This is a genomic window from Myxococcus sp. AM009, assembly GCF_013372605.1.
Classification (GTDB): domain Bacteria; phylum Myxococcota; class Myxococcia; order Myxococcales; family Myxococcaceae; genus Myxococcus; species Myxococcus vastator.
Window position 1 is genome coordinate 15,512 of record NZ_JABXEP010000089.1, and the last position, 18,093, is coordinate 33,604.

At 70.2% G+C, this 18,093-nt stretch carries 14 protein-coding genes; 7 read left to right on the forward strand and 7 right to left on the reverse strand.

Annotated features, from left to right (window positions below; all coding sequences use genetic code 11):
• Positions 1–191 precede the first annotated feature (191 nt).
• The 3 genes from HV824_RS21720 to HV824_RS21730 all read left to right on the forward strand — a co-directional run bounded on the left by HV824_RS21720 (position 192) and on the right by HV824_RS21730 (position 4,070).
• Positions 192–1,619 carry a S8 family serine peptidase gene (locus HV824_RS21720; protein ID WP_176419093.1) on the forward strand — a complete coding sequence of 476 codons (1,428 nt, stop codon included), beginning with the start codon at positions 192–194 and terminating at the stop codon, positions 1,617–1,619.
• Between the two features lie 63 nt (positions 1,620–1,682).
• The gene (locus tag HV824_RS21725) at positions 1,683–2,099 is read left to right on the forward strand and encodes a hypothetical protein (RefSeq protein WP_255208227.1); all 417 of its coding nucleotides are present in this window, start codon (positions 1,683–1,685) and stop codon (positions 2,097–2,099) included.
• A gap of 969 nt (positions 2,100–3,068) precedes the next feature.
• The gene (locus HV824_RS21730; RefSeq protein ID WP_176424113.1) at positions 3,069–4,070 is read left to right on the forward strand and encodes a M91 family zinc metallopeptidase; all 1,002 of its coding nucleotides are present in this window, start codon (positions 3,069–3,071) and stop codon (positions 4,068–4,070) included.
• Positions 4,071–4,112: 42 nt separating this feature from the next.
• Here HV824_RS21730 and HV824_RS21735 read toward each other — a convergent pair whose 3' ends face one another.
• The gene (locus HV824_RS21735) at positions 4,113–5,717 is read right to left on the reverse strand and encodes a DUF3466 family protein (protein WP_176424114.1); all 1,605 of its coding nucleotides are present in this window, start codon (positions 5,715–5,717) and stop codon (positions 4,113–4,115) included.
• 291 nt (positions 5,718–6,008) lie between these two features.
• Between HV824_RS21735 and HV824_RS21740 the strand changes: the two genes are divergently transcribed.
• A complete protein-coding gene (locus HV824_RS21740) occupies positions 6,009–8,405 on the forward strand; it encodes a transglycosylase SLT domain-containing protein (protein ID WP_176424115.1) in 2,397 nt (798 codons plus the stop codon).
• A 64-nt stretch (positions 8,406–8,469) separates the two neighbouring features.
• Here HV824_RS21740 and HV824_RS21745 read toward each other — a convergent pair whose 3' ends face one another.
• The 3 genes from HV824_RS21745 to HV824_RS21755 form a co-directional block, all read right to left on the reverse strand.
• Positions 8,470–9,216, reverse strand: coding sequence for an SDR family oxidoreductase (locus HV824_RS21745; RefSeq protein WP_176419089.1), 747 nt, complete (start codon positions 9,214–9,216; stop codon positions 8,470–8,472).
• Positions 9,217–9,385: 169 nt separating this feature from the next.
• On the reverse strand, positions 9,386–10,606 hold the full coding sequence (locus tag HV824_RS21750; protein WP_176419088.1) for a PLP-dependent aminotransferase family protein: 1,221 nt from the start codon (positions 10,604–10,606) through the stop codon (positions 9,386–9,388).
• 3 nt (positions 10,607–10,609) lie between these two features.
• Positions 10,610–11,086 (reverse strand): Lrp/AsnC family transcriptional regulator, encoded by a 477-nt coding sequence (locus HV824_RS21755; RefSeq protein WP_176419087.1) that lies wholly within the window; start codon positions 11,084–11,086, stop codon positions 10,610–10,612.
• Between the two features lie 405 nt (positions 11,087–11,491).
• Between HV824_RS21755 and HV824_RS37560 the strand changes: the two genes are divergently transcribed.
• A complete protein-coding gene (locus tag HV824_RS37560; protein WP_176424116.1) occupies positions 11,492–12,622 on the forward strand; it encodes a PAAR-like domain-containing protein in 1,131 nt (376 codons plus the stop codon).
• Between the two features lie 56 nt (positions 12,623–12,678).
• Positions 12,679–13,209, forward strand: a complete 531-nt coding sequence (locus HV824_RS21765) for a DUF1629 domain-containing protein (protein WP_255208228.1) — start codon at positions 12,679–12,681, stop codon at positions 13,207–13,209.
• Positions 13,210–13,227: 18 nt separating this feature from the next.
• Here the strand turns inward: HV824_RS21765 and HV824_RS21770 are convergent, their stop codons facing one another.
• Positions 13,228–14,148 (reverse strand): DUF2381 family protein, encoded by a 921-nt coding sequence (locus HV824_RS21770; RefSeq protein ID WP_176424118.1) that lies wholly within the window; start codon positions 14,146–14,148, stop codon positions 13,228–13,230.
• Positions 14,149–14,244: 96 nt separating this feature from the next.
• Complete coding sequence (locus HV824_RS21775; RefSeq protein WP_176424119.1) at positions 14,245–16,176, reverse strand: serine/threonine-protein kinase; 1,932 nt, start codon at positions 16,174–16,176, stop codon at positions 14,245–14,247.
• 142 nt (positions 16,177–16,318) lie between these two features.
• Here HV824_RS21775 and HV824_RS21780 point away from each other — a divergent pair, with 142 nt between their 5' ends.
• Positions 16,319–16,675, forward strand: a complete 357-nt coding sequence (locus tag HV824_RS21780; RefSeq protein ID WP_176424120.1) for a helix-turn-helix domain-containing protein — start codon at positions 16,319–16,321, stop codon at positions 16,673–16,675.
• A 22-nt stretch (positions 16,676–16,697) separates the two neighbouring features.
• On the opposite strand, the gene HV824_RS21785 is transcribed toward HV824_RS21780, so the two are convergent.
• Entirely contained in the window at positions 16,698–17,885 is a 1,188-nt protein-coding gene (locus HV824_RS21785; RefSeq protein ID WP_176424121.1) for a serine/threonine-protein kinase, read from the reverse strand.
• Positions 17,886–18,093 lie beyond the last annotated feature (208 nt).

Genomic DNA, 18,093 nt, shown 5'->3' on the forward strand with positions numbered 1-18,093 from the left:
AACGCAGGGCCTCTTGGATGAAGGGGGACAGGCATGACGCCGCGAGCAGTCTGTCACGTCGGGCTAGGCGCGCGGCCCCATTGCCCCTGTCGCACGCGCGAGGCGCCGCACGCGACGGGTGCTGACCTGATGCTGGACGACCTCGCCTCATGCGTCCGGCGTAGCACAGTGGTTCAAGGAGCACACAACCCATGAAGTCCTACCTGTTGGTTCCAAAGGAGTCCATCGAGTCGCAGGCTCGCGTGGGGCCTCGCGGCACGGAGCAGGGCGAGCGCGTGCTGTCGCGCACGACGGCGCTGCGCTTCGCGGTGGCGAACAAGGCGCCGGACACGCTGTTCGCGCTCGGACTGCGGTCGGCCACGCTGCCCGGCTCGCGCCCGCCCGTCAGTGGACAGGAGGAGCGTCGTCGGAAGGGCAAGGGCGCGAAGGCGGCGCGCCTGGGCACGCGCGGCGCGGACGCCTCCACGCCGCCCATGCCGGGCGCGACGGTGGCGGAGCAGACCGGCGCGGAGCCCGGCAGCTACCGGTACATGCCGCTCATCGGTGCCACCATGGCCCACTTCTACGAAGAGCACACGGAGAAGGAAGCCCGCGGCGAGCTGGAGCGCGACTTCGAGTTCATCCCCGACGTCGTCCCGCTGTCCTTCCCTGGCCCGGTGTCGGCGGGACAACCGGGACCGCGCAACCGGGGCATGTCTTCGCTGGCCGAGCGCGAGTGGCCCGACGAGTCCGGCGTCCCCCTGGCCCACGCCCAGGGCATCCGCGGCGCCGGCGTCATGCTGGGCATCCTCGACACCGGTGTGGACGCGGACCACCCCGAGCACGCCGCGCGCGTCATCCAGTTCCGCTACGTGTCGCTGTTCCCCAACTCGCCGCACAACCCGGCGCGTGACATCCGCGGCTTCGACCCGGACGGCCACGGTACGCACGTGTGCGGCATCGCCGCGGGTGTGCACCACGGCGTCGCCCCGGAGGTGGACCTCTACGTCGCGTCCGTCATCGAATCGGAGACCATCCGCACCAGCCTGGGCCGCGTGGCCGCGGGCATGGAGTGGCTGCTGCACCAGTTCAGCCGCCCGGAGAACTCGACGCGGCCCGCGGTGGTCAACCTGTCGCTCGGCTTCCCGCTGATGCCGCCGCCCGGCATCACCGAGGCGGACTACAACCTCAACCTGCGCGCGCTGCAGACGATGATTCGTCGCCTGCTCGACAGCAATGTCCTGCCCGTTGTGGCTGCAGGTAACAGTGGACCCGACACGGTTGGTTATCCAGCGGCCTTTCCAGAATCACTGGCTGTCGGCGCGGTCGACTTCGAGCGTAGCGTGGCCACATTCTCCGCGAGCGGCACCGTGGGTAGGCGCGTCGTGCCGGACATCATGGGGTATGGCGTGAATGTCTATTCCAGCACGGAGCGTCGTTGTAACAACCAGGCGTTCTACGAGCGAATGAGTGGCACGAGCATGGCAGCGCCTTATGTAGCGGGTATCGCGGCGCTGTACCGCTGCCGTGCCCCTGACTTGACGGCGCTCGAGGTGAGGGATTTGATCCTGTCGAATGCGGTGAAGCTCCCTCGGTCGGGAACCCACAAGACAGGCAAGGGCCTGGCCGTATTCAGGTGACGGTGGTGGTTGAAGCCGGGGTCGGCGCCATGGGAGCGCCGGACCCGGGAGAGGATGAGGGCCATGGGCAGGAAGAATGGCGAGTGGGGGGACGTCCGGGTCGGCGGCGTCCCGGGTCTGTCCGCGCGCGTGCGCCCATTGCCGGGCGCCGCGGGTGCGGACACGCAGCCAGACTGGATTGACGTGACGGTGATGCCCCGCGAGGAACCGGCGGCGGCGTCGCGTGGGCGCGCGGCTCCACGTCCGCCCGTCCGCTCCCGCGTGGACGTGCACCAGGCCGGTCTGGCCGAAAGCGCGCGCTTCCACCAGAGCCTCATGCGCTGGCTGGAGGCCCACCACCTCCTGGGCGCGGTGCGCTCGGTGAGCGAGCCGGGCTCCATGCCCATGCTCCACCTGCGCTGCGCGCCGCGGGTGCTGGACCAGCTGCGCCGTGCCCCGGAGTTCGAAGCGGGCACGATGATGCCCCTCGACCTCATCTAGCGGTGGGTGCCCCTCGCCTCGCACCCCTGGTCTGGGACTCCCTCCCTGTCTGAGGAGGGCTGCCCGGGTGGCCCTGTCGCCACCTGGAAAAGCGCGTGTTCCCGCCTTTCCTGAAGATGTGGCCGAGCCTTCGTTTCCGCTACTGAGAACCGACGGCTCCGCCGCTTCTTCCTGAATAGCTTGGAATATCGCGATTAGCCCGTCATTCCGCCAGTCGCCCGCGAGTCGAAGGGTGACGTCGGCTGGTGGACGGGGCCAGGGCGCGGCGCGTGTGAAGCTGTGCGCGCGGCGACGCGGTGAGCAGTGATTGTCTCCCATTGTCGCCGTGTCCCGCTGTCACCCGTGTCACGCGGTGTGACGTCCAGTGCACACGCGCACAGTCGGTTCGCCCCCGTCTCGTCCCGGCGCCGCCAGGAAAACCAGGGGTCTGCGTCTGTCCATTGAAAGGCACGAAGGTTGCCTTTCGCGGTCAGTGGACGCGAGCCCCCGGAGTCCATCCATGCAACTGGCGATGAAGCCCTCACACGGTGCGTGCAGCCCTTCTCACCTGGAGGTGGCGCGATGACGGCCTGGAAGCCAGGCAGCTCCTGCCGCCGCTGCCGCCGCAGGCGCTCTCCCCGGGTGTCCCGCCCGCCCGCCACCTCCAGCGCTCCGAAGGCCGGCCCACACGCCAGCATCGCGGCGCGGTGCGTGGCAGGCAGACGGTGCGGGTGCCTGGCCTCGGGCCACCGCAGCGTCCGGCGCCGCGTGGAGCGGATCCGCCGTCAGACCCACTCGTGGTGGTGACTGGTGACGCCCGTCATCAGGGGATGCGCGGTGTCACCGGTCTCCCCGCCCGGGCGCCTCCCAGGGACTCGCGGAACCCCTTGAAATCACGAGCTTTGCCTCATGGGCTGTGACGCGACGCGGCAGGCACGGGACATGCTCTGGTGTGGGAGCGCCGCCTTCCTCCCGCTCCCGAGGCTCCCCATGAAGCTCCGCTCGAAGCCCTCCTTCTCCAATCCCGCCTCCTCTTCCTCGCGTCCCCGCTCCAACAGCGCGCCCCCGAAGCTGGACGCGAGCAAGCCGCAGAAGGCGGACAAGACGCCGAAGACGGAGACCGCGGCCGGGCCCAACGCCCCGCGCCCGACGCCCAGCGAGCTGCAGACGGGCAAGGACAGCCTCAAGCGCACGGACTACGGCGTGGTGCACCCGGACCTGCAGGGCATCCGCACGCGCCGTGACAGCGGCCAGTCCGGCGCGGACTTCGCGGACTTCAATTCGGACGTGCGCACCTCCGCGCACCGGCTGACGAGCCAGCCCCATGGCAACCAGCTGATGACGGAGCTCAACGGCCGGACGCAGGCGGTGAACCCCGGCATGACGGGCACCCAGCGGCAGCCCCTGACGGTGGCGGACATCTACTCGGGCCGCAACAGCGCCATGCCCATGTCTCACATGCCCCGGAACGACGGCACCTACGCCTCGACGCGCCCGGCGTACCGCTACGAGGGCCAGCCTGGCGCGGGCCGGCCCAGCGACATCCGGTACAACGAGCAGGCCACGGGGCCGCGCTTCAACAGCCTGGGCCACGAGTCGGTCCACGCGTGGCGCGCGGCCAACGGCGTGCAGGTCAGCCCGCTGGCGGCCAGCAAGCACAGCAACGCGGACGTCTTCAACCAGCACCCCCAGTACACGAAGCCCATGAAGGAGACGGTCGAGGAGCGGCTGCGCCTGCGGGAGGAGTTCGAGACGATTGGCCTGCGTCCCACGCCGCACACGCCCGCGGGCTGGGCGCCCAGCGAGAACGCGCTCCGCGCGGAGCACGGGCTGCCGTCGCGGCAGGACTACTCGGGCATGCGCCCCGACAAGAACGGCATCAATGACACCCTGAGCGTCTTCGACCAGGGCACCGACAACCGCAACTTCTTCCAGAAGCTGCGCGGCGAGCCGTCGCCCATCGGCCGGATTGTCGGCGACCTGGAGAAGTGAGTCCGAGGGGGGGCGTCCCCCTCGGGCCCACCGGGGGCGCGCCTACTGACGCACCAGCTTGTAGGCGGTGAGCGTGCCGTTGAAGCGGCCCAGGCCGGTGATGTCCCCGCGGGCGTTGATGTCCTCTGCGCTCAGCAGCGTCCACCCGCTGCCGGCGGGGAGCACGCTGTTGAGGTCGTGAATCTGCTCGCCGAGCCACGCCACGGCCGACGCGGTGCCCAGCGTGGTGTTGCCATGGAACTGGCCCACGTAGCCCACGACCCAGCCCTCCGCGTTGACGCCCTTGGCCTCGCTGTGGATGGCGTCGGGCAGGCCCGGCAGGGTGCCCAGGCTCCGGATGGTGCCGTCGCTCCAGACGAAGGCGTTGTAGATGGGCGACCCACCGGACGTGGCGCCCACGACGGCGGAGCCCACCACCGTGCCCGCGTCGTTCACGTCATGGGCCTGGCTGGCGCGCGTGACGTCCAGCGCACCCAGATTCACGCGGGTGCCCTCGCGCGTCCACAGCGTGGCCCGCGTCACGCCCTGGGCGTTCTTGCTGTAGCCCACCACGTCGCCGTGCGCGTTGATGCTCCAGGCGCGGGCCAGCGTGGTGTCCAGGCCGTCCAGTGAGCCCAGGTCCGTCATCGCGCCCGCCTCCCAGCGGAAGGCGCGGCTGGCGGTGCCCGTGGAGGCGCTGCCCACGATGACGCCGCTGTCGTTGATGTCGGTGGCGACGGCGGTGGCGCCGCCCAGCGTACCCAGGTCCGTCAGCGCGCCGGCCTCCCAGCGGAAGGCGCGAGGCGCGTTGTTGTCGCTCTCGCCCACCACCACGCCGCTGGCGTTGATGCCGAAGGCGCGGCTGAAGGCGTTGCTTCCGGGCAGGGTGCCCAGCTCGGTGAGCGTGTCGTCACTCCAGTGGTAGGCGATGAGCGGCGGCGGCGTGCCACCCACCACGGCCGAGCGCACGTTGCCCACCACCTGCCCGGCGTCATTCATCGCCTGGGCATGGCTGCCGGTGCCAGAGGGGTAGCCGATGGGAACCAGCGTGTACTCCGGCAGCTCCGGGGTGACGGGCGGCGGCTCCGGGACGCAGGTGCCGCCCTGCTCGACGTAGCCCGCGTCACAGTGACAGTGGTCGCCATGGGCGTGGCCGTGCTCGCCGCAGTCGAGCGGGGGCTCCTCGCCCGGGACGCAGGTGCCGCCCTGCTCCACATAGCCCTCGTCACAGTGGCAGTGGTCGCCATGGGCATGGCCGTGCTCGCCGCAGTCGGGCGCGGGCTCCTCGGCCGGGACACAGGTGCCGTCCTGCTCGACGTAGCCCTCGTCGCAGTGGCAGTGGTCGCCATGGGCATGGCCGTGCTCGCCGCAGTCGGGCGCGGGCTCCTCGGCCGGGACGCAGGTGCCGTCCTGCTCGGTGTAGCCCGCGTCACAGTGGCAGTGGTCGTCGTGCAGGTGCCCATGGCCGCCGCACTCGACGACGGGCTCCTCGGCGGGGACGCAGGTGAGGCCGTCCGCCTCATAGCCTTCGTCACAGTGGCAGTGGTCACCATGCAGGTGCCCGTAGCCACCGCACTCGATGGGTTCGGGGGCGTCGGAGGCGCCGCAGCCCCCCAGGAGGATGGCCGTCGCGGCCAGGAGGGCCAGATGAAGAGTTCGGAGATGCATCGCTTGTCCCGGCACTGAGTGGAGAACCGCGTGGGCGGATGTCGCCTCGCGCGGCCCCGACATATGTCACGGCGGATTCTTATTCGCAATCGTGTTGCATTAGTTCTCCGTGGGCGAAAATCAGCCCGCGCGTGGAGTGCGCCCGTTGGGTTTCGAGCACTGTCCCCGGCGCACACACTGGCGCTGTATCCGCTGGCTGACGCGCGCGTCCGGGTGTGCCGGGAGGGTGGCTCCCCAACGCGCGCCGAGTGACGATGCATTGCCGCCCCGGGTTCAAGAAAGAGGGCGGTCATGGTGGGACTTCGAGCAGGTGCCGTGGTGTTTCTCGCCTGCGCGGGCATGCTGGGCGCCACGCCCTCCCATGCGCAGGCGCCCTTGGAGGAAGAGCCCGGCGAGGTGCTCTCCGAGGACCAGTTGGAGGCGCTGCTCGACTCCTCCGTCGCGCAGCCTACCGACGGTGAGCTGTCCACCGCGGCCTTCGGGCCGGAGCGGTTGGCGCCGTATTTCGCGGAGGGCTCGCTGGCGAAGGCGCATTCCGAATTCCGGCGTCGCCGCTACGCACGCGTGAGGGCGCTGCTCGCCCAGGAGGAGGCCACGCCGCAGGTCCGCTTCCTCATGGCGCAGAGCGCGCTGCTGGCGCGCAACCACGCGGCGGCGGCCGAGGAGTTCGCCGCGCTGGCGGATGATTACGGCGCGCTGCGCGACCACGGCCTGCTGCGGGCCGCCCAGGCCAACGAGCGGCTGCGCAAGCTGGACACGGCGGCGGGGCAGTACCGCGGCGTGAGCCCGGGCTCGCCGCTGTACCCGGAGGCGCGCTTCAGCCTGTCGCGGGTGCTCCAGCGGAAGAGGGACATCCCCGGCGCGTTGACGGCGCTCCAGGAGCTCATCGACAGCCGCCAGTCCCGAGGGCCAGACGCGCTCCGGATGAAGGCGCTGCTGACCATCTGCGACCTGGCGCGCGCGCAAGGGCAGTACAACGCCGAGCACCGCGCGCTGCTGGAGGTGTGGGCCACCAGCCCGCTGTCGCGCGAGGCCAGACGCGCCGAGCAGCGGCTGAAGGGCCTGCCCCTGCCCCTCAAGTGGCGGGTGCGCCGCGCCGAGGCGCTGGTGGAGCTGCACCGCAACCACGCTGGCATGGCGCTGCTGAACAAGGTGCTGCCGCACCTGGAGTTGCCAGACGAGCTGGCCTGCCGCGCGCACCTCACCTATGGCCGGGCGCTGCGCAAGGAGCGCAAGCACCGCCGGGCCATCGCCGTGCTGGAGCCCATGGTGGAGCGCTGCACGGCGTCCGAGCAGCGGCCCCAGGCGCTCTACATCCTGGGCTACTCCCAGTCGGTGGTGGAGCCGAAGGCGGCCATCACCACCTACGCCACGCTCGCTCGGGACTACCCGGAGCATGGCTACGCGGATGACGCGCTCTTCTTCGAAGCGTGGCTGCTCCAGCGCATGGGTGACGCGGACACGGCCCTGGCGCGCTACGAAGAGGCCGCGCGGCGCTACCCGGCGGGGAACTTCGCCTCGGAGTCGCTCTTCCGCGCCTTCTGGCTGCACTCCCGCAAGGCCAACGCCCCGGCGGCCCTGGCGGCGCTGACGGCGGTGGAGCACCTGCCCGAGGCGGCGCGCACGGACGAGGCGCTGTGGCGCTCACGGTATTGGCGCGCGCGCATGCAGGAGTCCGGCGCCTCCGCGCAGGCGGCGCTCGAGGCCTACGCGCACATCGCCGCCGAGCGCCCCGCGGCCTGGTACGGGATGCTGGCGCGCTCACGGCTCGCGCTGCTCTCACCAGAGCGCCTGGCGCGGCTCTACCCCAAGCCCGTGCCTCCCGAGTCCCTGGAGGGCACCGGCGGCTCCGGTCGCGGTGACACCCCGACGGACGACGCCGTGGCGGAGGTGGGCGAGTCCGAGGAAATCTGGCCGCTGCCGCCCGGCGCGCTGGCGAAGGACGCGCGCTTCAACGCGGGCGTGGAGTTGATGCGCCTGGGGCTGCCCGGCGCGGTGGAGGAATTTCTCGCCGTGGATGCGCGCGCGCTGCCCGAGGCCCCGGCGCGGCTGCTGTACCAGACGCTGAAGCGCACCGGCCGCAACCGGGCCGCGCGGCAGGTGGCGCGCACCTCGCTGAAGCAGGAGGTGCACGGTCCGCTGAGCGCCGCGTCCCGTCCCGTCTGGGAGGCCACCTGGCCGCTGGCGTACCGCACGTCCATTGCCCGCTACGCGCGGGCCCACCGCGTGGACCCGGACCTGCTCCAGGGCCTCATCCGCGAGGAGAGCCGCTTCAATGCCCGCGCGCGTTCAGCCACGGGCGCGCTGGGCCTGGCGCAGCTGATGCCGGCCACGGCGCGGCAGGTGGCGGACTCGCTGGACATGCCGATGCCGGGCGAGTCCGCGCTGCTCCAGCCCCACACCAACATCCGCCTGGGCGCGGCGTACCTGGGACAGCTGCTCAAGCACTTCGGCGGCAACGTGGCCTACGCGGTGGCGGCCTACAACGCAGGGCCCCGGGCGGTGGAGCGCTGGCGGCACGCGCTGCCCGAGGCGGAGCTCGACGAGTGGGTGGAGCACATCGGCTTCGAGGAGACGCGCGGGTACGTGAAGAAGGTGCTGGGCAGCTACAGCGCCTACAAGCTGCTCTACGCGGACGAGCCCGCGCTGCTGCGGGACTTGCGCCTCAGCGACGCCAGCCGGCGGTGAGGCGCGGCTCCCCAGCGGACCTCCAGGCGGCACGGCGCCGTGCCGCCCGGAGGAGGGGCCTCACTCAGAAGTTGAGGCCGCCGTCCACGTCGATGGTGCGGCCGTTGAAGTAGTCGCACTCCAAGATGAACTTTACGGCGAGCCAGATGTCCTCGGGCAGGCCGATGCGGCCCACGGGGATGTTGGAGACCAGCGCGTCGCGGGCCTTCTGGTTCATGCCCTGCGTCATCGGCGTCTCAATCATGCCCGGGGCCACCGCGCCCACGCGCACGCCGAAGGGGCTGAACTCGCGCGACCAGGTGACGGTGTTGGCCGCCAGCGCCGCCTTCGCGGAGACGTAGTTGGACTGGCCGCGGTTGCCGTGGCGGGCAATGGACGACATGTTGACGACGACGCCGCCCTTCTGGCCGGACTCGGCCACCTTCGCCACCACCTCGCGCACCATCAGCGTGGCGCCCGTGAGGTTGACGCCGATGACGGCGTTCCAGTCGGCGGTGGCCAGCTTCTTCACCTCTCCGGTGGTCCGGTCCTTCTTCACCAGCAGCGCGTCCCGGAGGATGCCCGCGTTGTTGATGAGGCCGTTGAGGCCGCCCATGGCGCCCTGCGCCCAGCTCACGAAGGACACGATGTCCTCCTCGGAGGACACATCCAGCTTGCGGCGGTGGATGCCGGCGGGCAGCGAGGCGAGGCGCTCCTCGGCCACGTCGCCCACTGCCACCTGGGCGCCCGCCTCATGCAGGCGCTGCGCGAAGTGCGCGCCCATGCCCTGGGCGCCGCCCGTGACGATGATCTTCAGGTCCTTGAGCTGCATGTGTCTCTCCGGCAGGTGGGGTGGTACGAAATGCCGCGCAGGGTACGAAACCCCGACCGCGCTGGCCAGCGGCGAGCGATTTGAAACCTGAATCAAGCTTCAACTTCGCTGAAGTGAAGAGCGCCGCGCCGTTTCCGACGCGGCGCGGCAAGGACGCTCCGTCAGCGGCTCAGCCCAGCTCGGCGGCAATCACGGCGCCCAGGCGGCGCATGCCCTCGGTAATCAGCTCTGGCGGGCGGTTGGAGTAGTTGAGGCGCATGAACTCCGGGCGCGGGGTGTTGGCGAAGAAGGGCGCGCCCGGTACGAAGGCCACCTTCTGCTCCACCGCCTTGGGGAGCAGCGCCTGGGCGTCCAGCCCGTCGGGCAGCTCCACCCAGAGGAACATGCCGCCCTCGGGGTGCGTCCACCGGGTGCCGGCGGGCATGTGGACCTGGAGGGCGTCCAGCATGGCCTGGGCGCGCTCGCCGTAGACGGGGCGCAGCGACTCCAGGTGGGCCGCGTAGTCGAAGCGCGCCAGCAGCTTCACCACCGCGCGCTGGGCCAGCGTGGCGGTGTGCAGGTCGGTGGACTGCTTGGCGACCGCCAGGCTGCGGACGAAGTCGCGCGGGCCCACCGCCCAGCCCAGGCGCATGCCCGGGGCCAGCGTCTTGGAGAAGGTGCCCAGCGACACGACGACGCCCTCGTCGTCGAAGGCGGCCAGGGACGGCAGGTGCTCGCCGCGGAAGCGCAGCTCGCCGTAGGGGTCGTCCTCCAGGATGAGGAAGCGGTGCTGCTGGGCCAGGCGGACCAGCTCACGCCGCCGCTCCAGGGAGAGGGTGGTGCCCTTGGGGTTCTGGAAGTTGGCGACCACGTACACCAGCTTGGGCTTGTGCGTGGCCAGCAGGCGCTCCAGGTCGTCGGTGCGCATGCCCTGGTCGTCGCTGCCGACGGTGGCGAAGCGCGCCTCGTAGGCGCCGAACGTCTGCAGCGCCGCCAGGTAGCTGGGGTTCTCCACGATGATGAGGTCACCGGGGTCCAGCATCACCTTGGCCACCAGGTCGATGCCCTGCTGCGAGCCGTTGGTAATCAGCACCTGGTCCGCGTTGGACTGACGGCCGCGCTTCTGGAGGTGGCCGCAGATCCACTCACGCAGCGGGCCGAAGCCCTCCGTGGTGCTGTACTGGAGCGCGGCGCGGCCTTCGGTGGCCAGGGCCTCGGCGTGCGCCTCGGCGATGGCCTCCAGCGGGAAGAGCTCCGGGGCCGGCAGGCCCCCCGCGAAGGAGAGGATGTCGGGCTGCTCGGCGACCTTGAGGATTTCGCGCACCGCGGACGTCTTGATGCGGGACATCCGTTGGGCCAGCCGCCATACGGGCGGCGGGGGGAGGGGGGCGCTCATCGCGTCAGCGCTCATGCATCACGCTCCTTTCGGGTTCTCTGGAGGCACCTGCACATGCGTGTCCTCCTTCATGGACGTCAGGACGATGGTGGTCTGCGTGCGGGTGACGCCCGCGATGGTGCGCAGCGTCTCCACCAGCAGGGAGTCGAGCGAGCGGGTGTTCGCCGACTTCACCTTGAGCAGGTACGAGTCCTGGCCCGCCACGCGGTGGCACTCCAGGACGTCCGGCAGCGACAGCACCTGCTTCAGGAACTCGTCGAAGTACTTCGGGTGTTCGATGCTCACGCCAATGAAGGCCGTGATGTCCTTGCCGAGCTTCGCCGCGTCCACGCGGGCCGAGTAGCCCGTGATGACGCCGCGCTCCTCCAACTTGCGGATCCGCTCCGCCACCGCCGGCTGGGACAGCTTCACCGCGCGCGACAGCTCCAGCTGCGTGGCGCGGCCATCGCGCTGCAACATGTCGATGATGCGGTGGTCGAGCTCGTCCAGGAACATGGGGGCGTTTGCCTTGATTTTATAGGTACTTTGGTCGGACGGCAGATAATTTAAATTTGAAGCTCCAAGGATGCAAGCCCGGCGGCGGTGTCCGTTCGCGTCGGAAGCTGTGCCGGTGTTGCCGGTGGAAAGGTGTGCTTGTCCGCCGGGCGAGGCCTCGGCTGGAGAGCGGCGGGAAGCTGGGGCGAGCCAGGCGCGGTGGCACCTGCCCGGGGGGGGCGTTGACACCGCGAGGCAGGTGGAAGTTCGCGGGTGAACTCGGCGCCGAGGCGACCATCACCCGGGCGCGTGCGGGAGGGGACCCGCTGCCACCTGCTGGATAGAAGTGGCTGGGTCTGCTCCACGGCGCATGGCCTGTCAGGTAAGACTGCGCGAGGGCGCTGCGCGGAATCGTGGGGGGCACGCATGTCCGACAAGGGCGAGGTCTATGTGAATGGCATGACGCCGGTCACCACGGAGAGCGGCGGCACGGTGGTGGGCTTTCCGGACGTCTGCCGGGTGCCTTCGCCGGGAGGGCCTTTGCCCGTGCCGCTCCCCAACGTCGCGGTGAGCCGGGACCTGGAGAATGGCTCCCGGACGGTGCGCATCAATGGTGCGTCGGTGGCCCTGCGGGACTCATACCTGGGCAGGTCCACCGGCAACGAGGCGGGCACGGCGGGCGGAGGTGTGACGTCGGGGACGACGAAGGGGCGCGCCCACCCGGTGAGCTACTCCGCTGACGTCTTCATCGAGGGCAGGCCGGTGGTGCGCAACTTCGACCTCTTCACGCTGAATGACCACAACACGGCGCCATTCCCCCTCATGCAGCCGCAGGGCGCGCCGCCAGAGGCGGTGCGAGAGGAGGAGGTGGCGCAGAGGGAGCCCGAGGAGCCGTGTGGCTACTGCGGGGAGGAGGCGCACGCCTTCGACAGGAAGGGCAGGGTGGGGTGCAACCTGGGGAACTCGGCGGTGCTGGGGCGAAACATGCTGGAGGGGCGGGAGCTGTCCACGCATCCGTGGTACGCGGGGCCCTTCTCGCTGGCGGCGCACCACCTCATCTGCCTGGAGGCGCTGGACAATCCGAAATGGGCCGCTTTCTGCACGCAGTTCGGCTACCACCCGGACCGGAGTCGGAACGGTGTCTTCCTCCCAATGAAGATGGCGCTGGCGTGCCAGTTGGGTGTGGCGGTGCACCGGGGCAACCACGCCGAAGGCTTCGCCCATGACTTGCACCTGCCGTACCCCAAGGCCGTGAAGAAGAGGCTCCGTGACCTTGAGCGGCGGGTGTCGTCGGGCGAGTGCTGCTCGAACCCGGACGCTCTCGCCGCGACCCTGGACAAGGTGAGCGCGGAGATTCTGAAAAGTATCGAGTCGGGCTTGTGGACGCTTACCCGGGATGGACTCGACTATCGGGTGGGCGGCGTGGGCTGTGGCGGCTTGCGGAGCATCAGCCAGAAACCCACTGCGGCACCATGCCCACAGGGACGCCATCACGGGCTGGCTCATGGCGTGACGACACAGTCGCTGCCCCCACGAGCCCTCGTCGTTGGAGCGTGACTTCCATGCAGAACGAATACTGCGTCCTGGAGTCTGTCGCCTCAAATGACTATCCCATGATGGATTGGGACGAGTTCTTCGTGGGGCTGGTGAGGCCCAGGCCTGTCAAGCCGTTGGGGCGTCCCGTCAAGCTCAGGTTGGGCAAGCCCATCCCCAGGAATCCCCTCATGGTGGACTTCCACGAGCTGCCCGAGCCGGTGTTCTCTCCTCGCTTCAAGGAGGCTCTGGAGCCGCTGGCCATCTACGGGGTGCAGTTCATCCCGGCGGATGTCCGAGTGACGCCTGATGATGTGAGACCCTATTGGATCATGCACGTCCACAACTGGATTGCCTGCGTCGACCGTGAGCGCTCGGTGCTGTCGCTCCATGACGACGGGGAGGTCCTCGGAGTTCGAAGGTTGGTGCTGGACGAGCCGGTGCTTCTGGAGATTCCGCTGGAGCGGCGGCTTGCGTTCTGCCTGTCGGAGACCCCCTCCACCCACGTCTTCCACCAGTCGCTGGCAGATCAGGTGCTGGCGCTGAAGCCGGAGGGGCTGCGCTTCATCCCCGTGAGCCAGTGGAGCGACGCTGCTGCATTCCAGGCGTGAGCCGATGCCTGCCCGCTTTCATGGCAGCATCACGCCCTGGATGATGGCCTTCCTTCCGCCCTCTGCCTCCCAGAGCTGGAGCGTGTAGGGCCCCTGCGCATACGTCCCCGCGACTTCCGCCTCCACGACCATGGAGAGCGTCTTGCCGGGCAGGATGGGCGACGTTGGCCACACTTTCAGCACCTTCAACTCCACACCCTTCCTGCCGACCAGGACCATCCGCGCGTCCTTGACCGTCCAGGGCGCCGAGCCTTCGGGATTCAGCAGGCGCATCGTCACCGCGACGCGCCCGGCGGCGCGGAAGCTCAGCAGTGCGCCATCCGACAGCAGCGCGCTCGTGGGCGGGACTCGAACGCTCGCGCTGCTATCCATTGCCCTGAAAGCCTGGTCATCGAGAAGTCCCGCGGTGTGAAGTCCCGCCAGCCCGCCAGGGCCGGTGGTCTCAACGCGGAGCCGAGCGTTTTCCTCGCGAAGCTGCCGCAGTTGAGCGTCCCGGGCCCGCAGTTCCTGGTGGTACGACTCCACGGTGCGTGTCTGCCGGTGGACGTCTACCAATGACTCGGCCTGGGCGGGGTGGACCACCAGAAACAGGGTCGCGCTCGTCGGCGCGGCGCTGTCCTGGAAGCGCACCGTCAGCCGCAGCCGCTCTCCTGGCACCAGCTTCTCAGAGGGCACCAGCTTGAGGCTGCTGGAGCCAAGCTCCGCCTGCGCGAAACGCTCCGCGCCGTCGATCGCCATGGAGCCTGGAACGAGCGCTCCGTCGAAGTTGATGAGCATGGCCTGCCCTGGACTGACGCACACCTGGGCGGGAGGGGTCTCCGCCGTCGTCGTGAGTTCGACGTGGCGGATGCCCGTCTGGCACTGCGCAGCGCCCTGCTCCACCGTGACGTTCCCAGCGAGCAAGGCCGGTAGCAGCAAGGAAAGGGACGAAGCGAGCACGAAGCGGAACCTCTGGCTGGATGCGTGGAGGAGACTCTCGTGGGGGAGCGCGGCGTGCCCTGGCATGCCCCCCGCGCGGGTCTGGGCCGGAAGGTCCTACTCGAAGTGGCTCACCGCGCGCAGGAAGCCCACGGAGAAGACCCTCGCGGTACCTGGAGCATCCCCGGGCTCCATCTCCAGGCCCCGTTTGCTCCCGGTGGTCAGCAACTCGAAGCAGACGGGAACCGTGCGGCCCGTGTCATCAAACCGCACCTGGGTGAGGCGGCCATAGACGCGGTCACCGAAGACGAGCCGGCCGGAGGCCACGGAGCCGTTCGGGATGTCACCGAAGTCCCTTCCGGCGATGCGGACCGACGTCCAACCCTCGCGCACGGTGAGGAACCGGGCACCGCCGCCAAAGCTCCACCCCTCCTTGTCCCCCACGTCGATGCCGAGCTGCGCCATCATCTCCACCGCCCCGGGAGGACACGGCTCCGGAGGCGGCGGCGCGCGGACCTGGGCCCCCGGGCACCCCAGTAGCGTGCAGGCCGTGGCCGCCACCTTGAGCGCCTTGCCCGAGGTGCTGTGCGACGTGGGGCGCTGGAGCTTGCCAGCCTGCTTCTGCGTCATCACGGGAGCTGGTTCCTTTTCCGTCCTCGCCGGAAGGGCGATGGCCGCGGGAGTGAGGACCTCTTCTGCGTGCGGCGCCGCGGCCCCGTTACTCTCCAGCGGCTGTGCCGGTGATGCCACTTTCCGGACAGGTGGCACACCTGTCCTCGCGTCACCCGGCGGCCCCTGCTTCATGCCTCCAAGGTATGCCAGCGCCACCATGCCCAGTAGCGCCGCGAAACCCAGCAGCACACCGGGTCGCCCCGTGCGCTCTTCTGGCGTAGGAGCATGCGCCACCGGCGTCAGCGCAGGCAGTCTCGAAGGCACCGGCGCCTGGTGGATATGCCAAGGCGGGGACGGCGAGTCCACGGTGAGGGACATTGCCGGCGCGGGTGATGGGGTGACGAACTCACGGACGAGCCAGGGCCGCTGCCCCCGGCGCGGCGGGAGCTCCTCGCGTACCTCGTTGAACCACGCCGCTTCCTCGTCCGCATCGGGACCGGGCCGGGTGGTGAGGTTGTGCGCGTCGTGGCCGTCACACAGAGGCGCGTGCCAGTCCGCGCCCTCCCGCGTGAGCAGCTCGTCCAGGTGTTCCACCAGGGCCCCTGCGTCGGGCCTGTTCTCGGGCGCCTTGTCCAGCAGCCGCAGACACAGCGCGCTCAGCGCCTCGGGCACGCGGCCATTGCGGATGCGCGGCGCCTCGGGCGGCTGGGAGATGACCGCCGCCTCGTCGCCCTCCATGCGCAGGGCGAAGGGCTTCCTGTCCGTCAGCAGCCAGTAGAGCACCACGCCCAGGGCATAGAGGTCGTCGGCCGCCGTGGAGCGGTAGTGCGCGTCGGGACAGTCGCGGTGCTCCAGGTGGAAGCGCCAGGCCTCCGGGCTCAGATAGGCGCGTGTGCCCGGAGGGAGCGAGCCACCCGTGGCGTGCGACACGTCCTCGTGGCTGCCCACGCCCAGGTCCACCAGCACGGCCTCGCCATCCGCCGCGCGCACGAGGATGTTGGCTTCCTTCACGTCCCGGTGCAGCGCCCGGTGCTGGTGGAGCGCCCGCAGCGCTCGCGCCACGTCGCGCACCCGGAGCAGCACCGCGTGCGCGGACGGGTTCTCCAGGTCCGCCCAGACGTCCAGCCGCTGGCCGTCCACGTACTCCATGATGATGACGAGGAAGCGAGGCGTCCGGTCCGGCCACTGCCAGTGGCCCAGCAGCCGCACGACGTTGGGGTGCCGCACCTTCGCCAGCATGAGCAGCTCGCGCTCGCCCCACGCGCCCAGCCCCGCGCCCGTCAGCGGCAGCAGCTTCAGCGCATAGCGCTGCCCACCGCGCTCCGCCAGGTACACCTTGCCGAAGCCGCCCTGACCGGCCAGCCCCAGCAAGAGGTAGCCGCCCACGTCGTCGCCGGGCGTGGGCTCCGCTGACTGCGCTGTGTCGCGTGGGTGCATGGAGGTAACGCGGGGCTGCCATCACGGCGTGGGTTCACCGCCCGCGCGGCGGTCAGGCGGCTGGTGCCCCGGGGGATGCCGGGGCCTCGGCTGGATGGTATGACGCCGGAGCCTCGCGGGCTCCGCGAGGTCCGCCCCTCCCATGAACGAGAAGCTGGCCACAGCCATTGGAAGTGCCGCTCGCGCCGCCCGGGAGCGCCTGGGCCTCACCCAGGTCGAGGTGGCGGGACGCATGGACCTCTCCCCCATCGTCTACAACCGGCTGGAGCGGGGGCGGATGCTCCCCAGCGTCCCCACCCTGGTCCGGCTCTGTGAGACGCTGAAGGTCTCCCCGGAGGTCGTGCTCGGGAGCGTTGAGCCACCGACGCGGAGGAAGGGCCGGGGAGCGGGCCGTGAGGATGCGCCCCCCTCCGTGCACCTGCTGACGGGGCTCGCGCGAAGGCTGGATGAGGAGCAGCGCCAGGTGCTCATCCTCATGGCGAAGGTCCTCCTGCGCTGAGCGTCGCCGGGCCATGGCCGCCTCACCCGGCGTCCTCTTCCGTGTCCGGCATCAGCTCGTGCGCGTCGAGCCCGGGCGGATAGATGCCGCCTTCAATGGGCTCCCCGAGCCCGCGCATGCCGCTGGCATCGGCGATGGCGCGCGCCATGTCCTGGGCCGCCTCCGCGCGTCCGTACCCGGGCATCAGGGCATGGAGCTGGGCGCGCAGTTCGTGAAGGAGCGCCTCGGCCGTGGCGTACCGTTCCTGGGGCGCCTTCGCGAGCATCCGGCGCAGGATGGGCTGAAGCCCCGGAGGAAGCGTGGCCGTCGCGCGCTCCACGTCGTGCTGGGTGCAGCGCTTCGTGAGGGCGAGTATCTGATGGAGAGGCAGGTCTGGCGGTTCGTCCGCGTGGAAGCCGGACACGGCGTCAGGAGGGGACGGCGCGTCATCGAGGAGCCAGGCGCCGAAGAGGTGGCGGTTCGTCAGCGCCTCCAGCAGCACCAGCCCGAGTGAGAACAGGTCGGAGCGCGCATCCATGGGCGCGCCAGACAGGTATTCAGGAGAGGCGTACATGAGGTCGCCCTTGAGGAGCTTCTCAGGCGTCTCCTCCCGGCCGACCCGCTTCGAGTACGCGGCGCCGAAGTCCGTCAGCTTGACCTGTCCGGTGGCGCGCTCCACCCGGATGTTCCGAGGGCTCACGTCGCGGTGGATGATGCCCAGCGGCTTGCCGGTCTCGTCCGCGAGCGTATGGGCATGGTGGAGCGCGTCCGCGAGCTCGGTGGCGACGTACACGGCGAAGGCGGGCGGCAGGGGCGTGCCCCGCATCAGCGCCACCGTGATGAGCGAGTCGAGCGAGGGCCCCTCCACGTACTCCAGAATCGCGTGAGGCTGCCGGCCGATGACGCGGAAGTGGTGGGCCTGGGCGATGGCGGGATGCCGCAGGCGGAAGGCCAGCAGCACCTCCTCCTTGAGTCGCTGCCGCATCAGGAAGGTGGCGGGGTTCTGGAGGCACTTGACCACGACCTGGCCCGGGGGCCCGTGGCGAAGGCGCCGCTCGAAGAGCAGCACCTGCTCCCCGTTGCCTCGCTCCGCGAGCGGACGCACGAGCCGGAACTCCACAGGGCCCGCCGAGAAGCCCGTTCGCGCCAGCTCCAGGCTCAGTTGCTCCAGCCCTTTCTCCAGCGCGCCCTTCCGGGCTGCTTTCCGGGGCTTCGTGTCCGGCTCGCTCATGATTATTAACCTCCTGGGTTAATTGACGTGCTGAGCTAGCATGAAGGCCCCGGCGAGGAAAAGCCGGGCTTCGCGGATGGGAGAGGGGCGCGCTCCGTGTGGTGGGTCGTGCCGCGTCTGGCGCTTCGTTGGCACGCCGCACCCGTCGTTGACGTGCGTCAGGACCGCCAGCTCTCGTCACTGCCAGAATCGCGGGCGGGTGGGGGAC

What these genes read in the sequence shown, in the direction of transcription:
- HV824_RS21775 (WP_176424119.1), bottom strand. Translation starts at nt 16,176, where the DNA reads ATGCACCCACGCGACACAGCGCAGTCAGCGGAGCCCACGCCCGGCGAC.
- HV824_RS37560 (WP_176424116.1), top strand. Translation starts at nt 11,492, where the DNA reads ATGTCCGACAAGGGCGAGGTCTATGTGAATGGCATGACGCCGGTCACC.
- HV824_RS21755 (WP_176419087.1), bottom strand. Translation starts at nt 11,086, where the DNA reads ATGTTCCTGGACGAGCTCGACCACCGCATCATCGACATGTTGCAGCGC.
- HV824_RS21735 (WP_176424114.1), bottom strand. Translation starts at nt 5,717, where the DNA reads ATGCATCTCCGAACTCTTCATCTGGCCCTCCTGGCCGCGACGGCCATC.
- HV824_RS21765 (WP_255208228.1), top strand. Translation starts at nt 12,679, where the DNA reads ATGATGGATTGGGACGAGTTCTTCGTGGGGCTGGTGAGGCCCAGGCCT.
- HV824_RS21750 (WP_176419088.1), bottom strand. Translation starts at nt 10,606, where the DNA reads ATGAGCGCTGACGCGATGAGCGCCCCCCTCCCCCCGCCGCCCGTATGG.
- HV824_RS21785 (WP_176424121.1), bottom strand. Translation starts at nt 17,885, where the DNA reads ATGAGCGAGCCGGACACGAAGCCCCGGAAAGCAGCCCGGAAGGGCGCG.
- HV824_RS21725 (WP_255208227.1), top strand. Translation starts at nt 1,683, where the DNA reads ATGGGCAGGAAGAATGGCGAGTGGGGGGACGTCCGGGTCGGCGGCGTC.
- HV824_RS21740 (WP_176424115.1), top strand. Translation starts at nt 6,009, where the DNA reads ATGGTGGGACTTCGAGCAGGTGCCGTGGTGTTTCTCGCCTGCGCGGGC.
- HV824_RS21745 (WP_176419089.1), bottom strand. Translation starts at nt 9,216, where the DNA reads ATGCAGCTCAAGGACCTGAAGATCATCGTCACGGGCGGCGCCCAGGGC.
- HV824_RS21720 (WP_176419093.1), top strand. Translation starts at nt 192, where the DNA reads ATGAAGTCCTACCTGTTGGTTCCAAAGGAGTCCATCGAGTCGCAGGCT.
- HV824_RS21730 (WP_176424113.1), top strand. Translation starts at nt 3,069, where the DNA reads ATGAAGCTCCGCTCGAAGCCCTCCTTCTCCAATCCCGCCTCCTCTTCC.
- HV824_RS21780 (WP_176424120.1), top strand. Translation starts at nt 16,319, where the DNA reads ATGAACGAGAAGCTGGCCACAGCCATTGGAAGTGCCGCTCGCGCCGCC.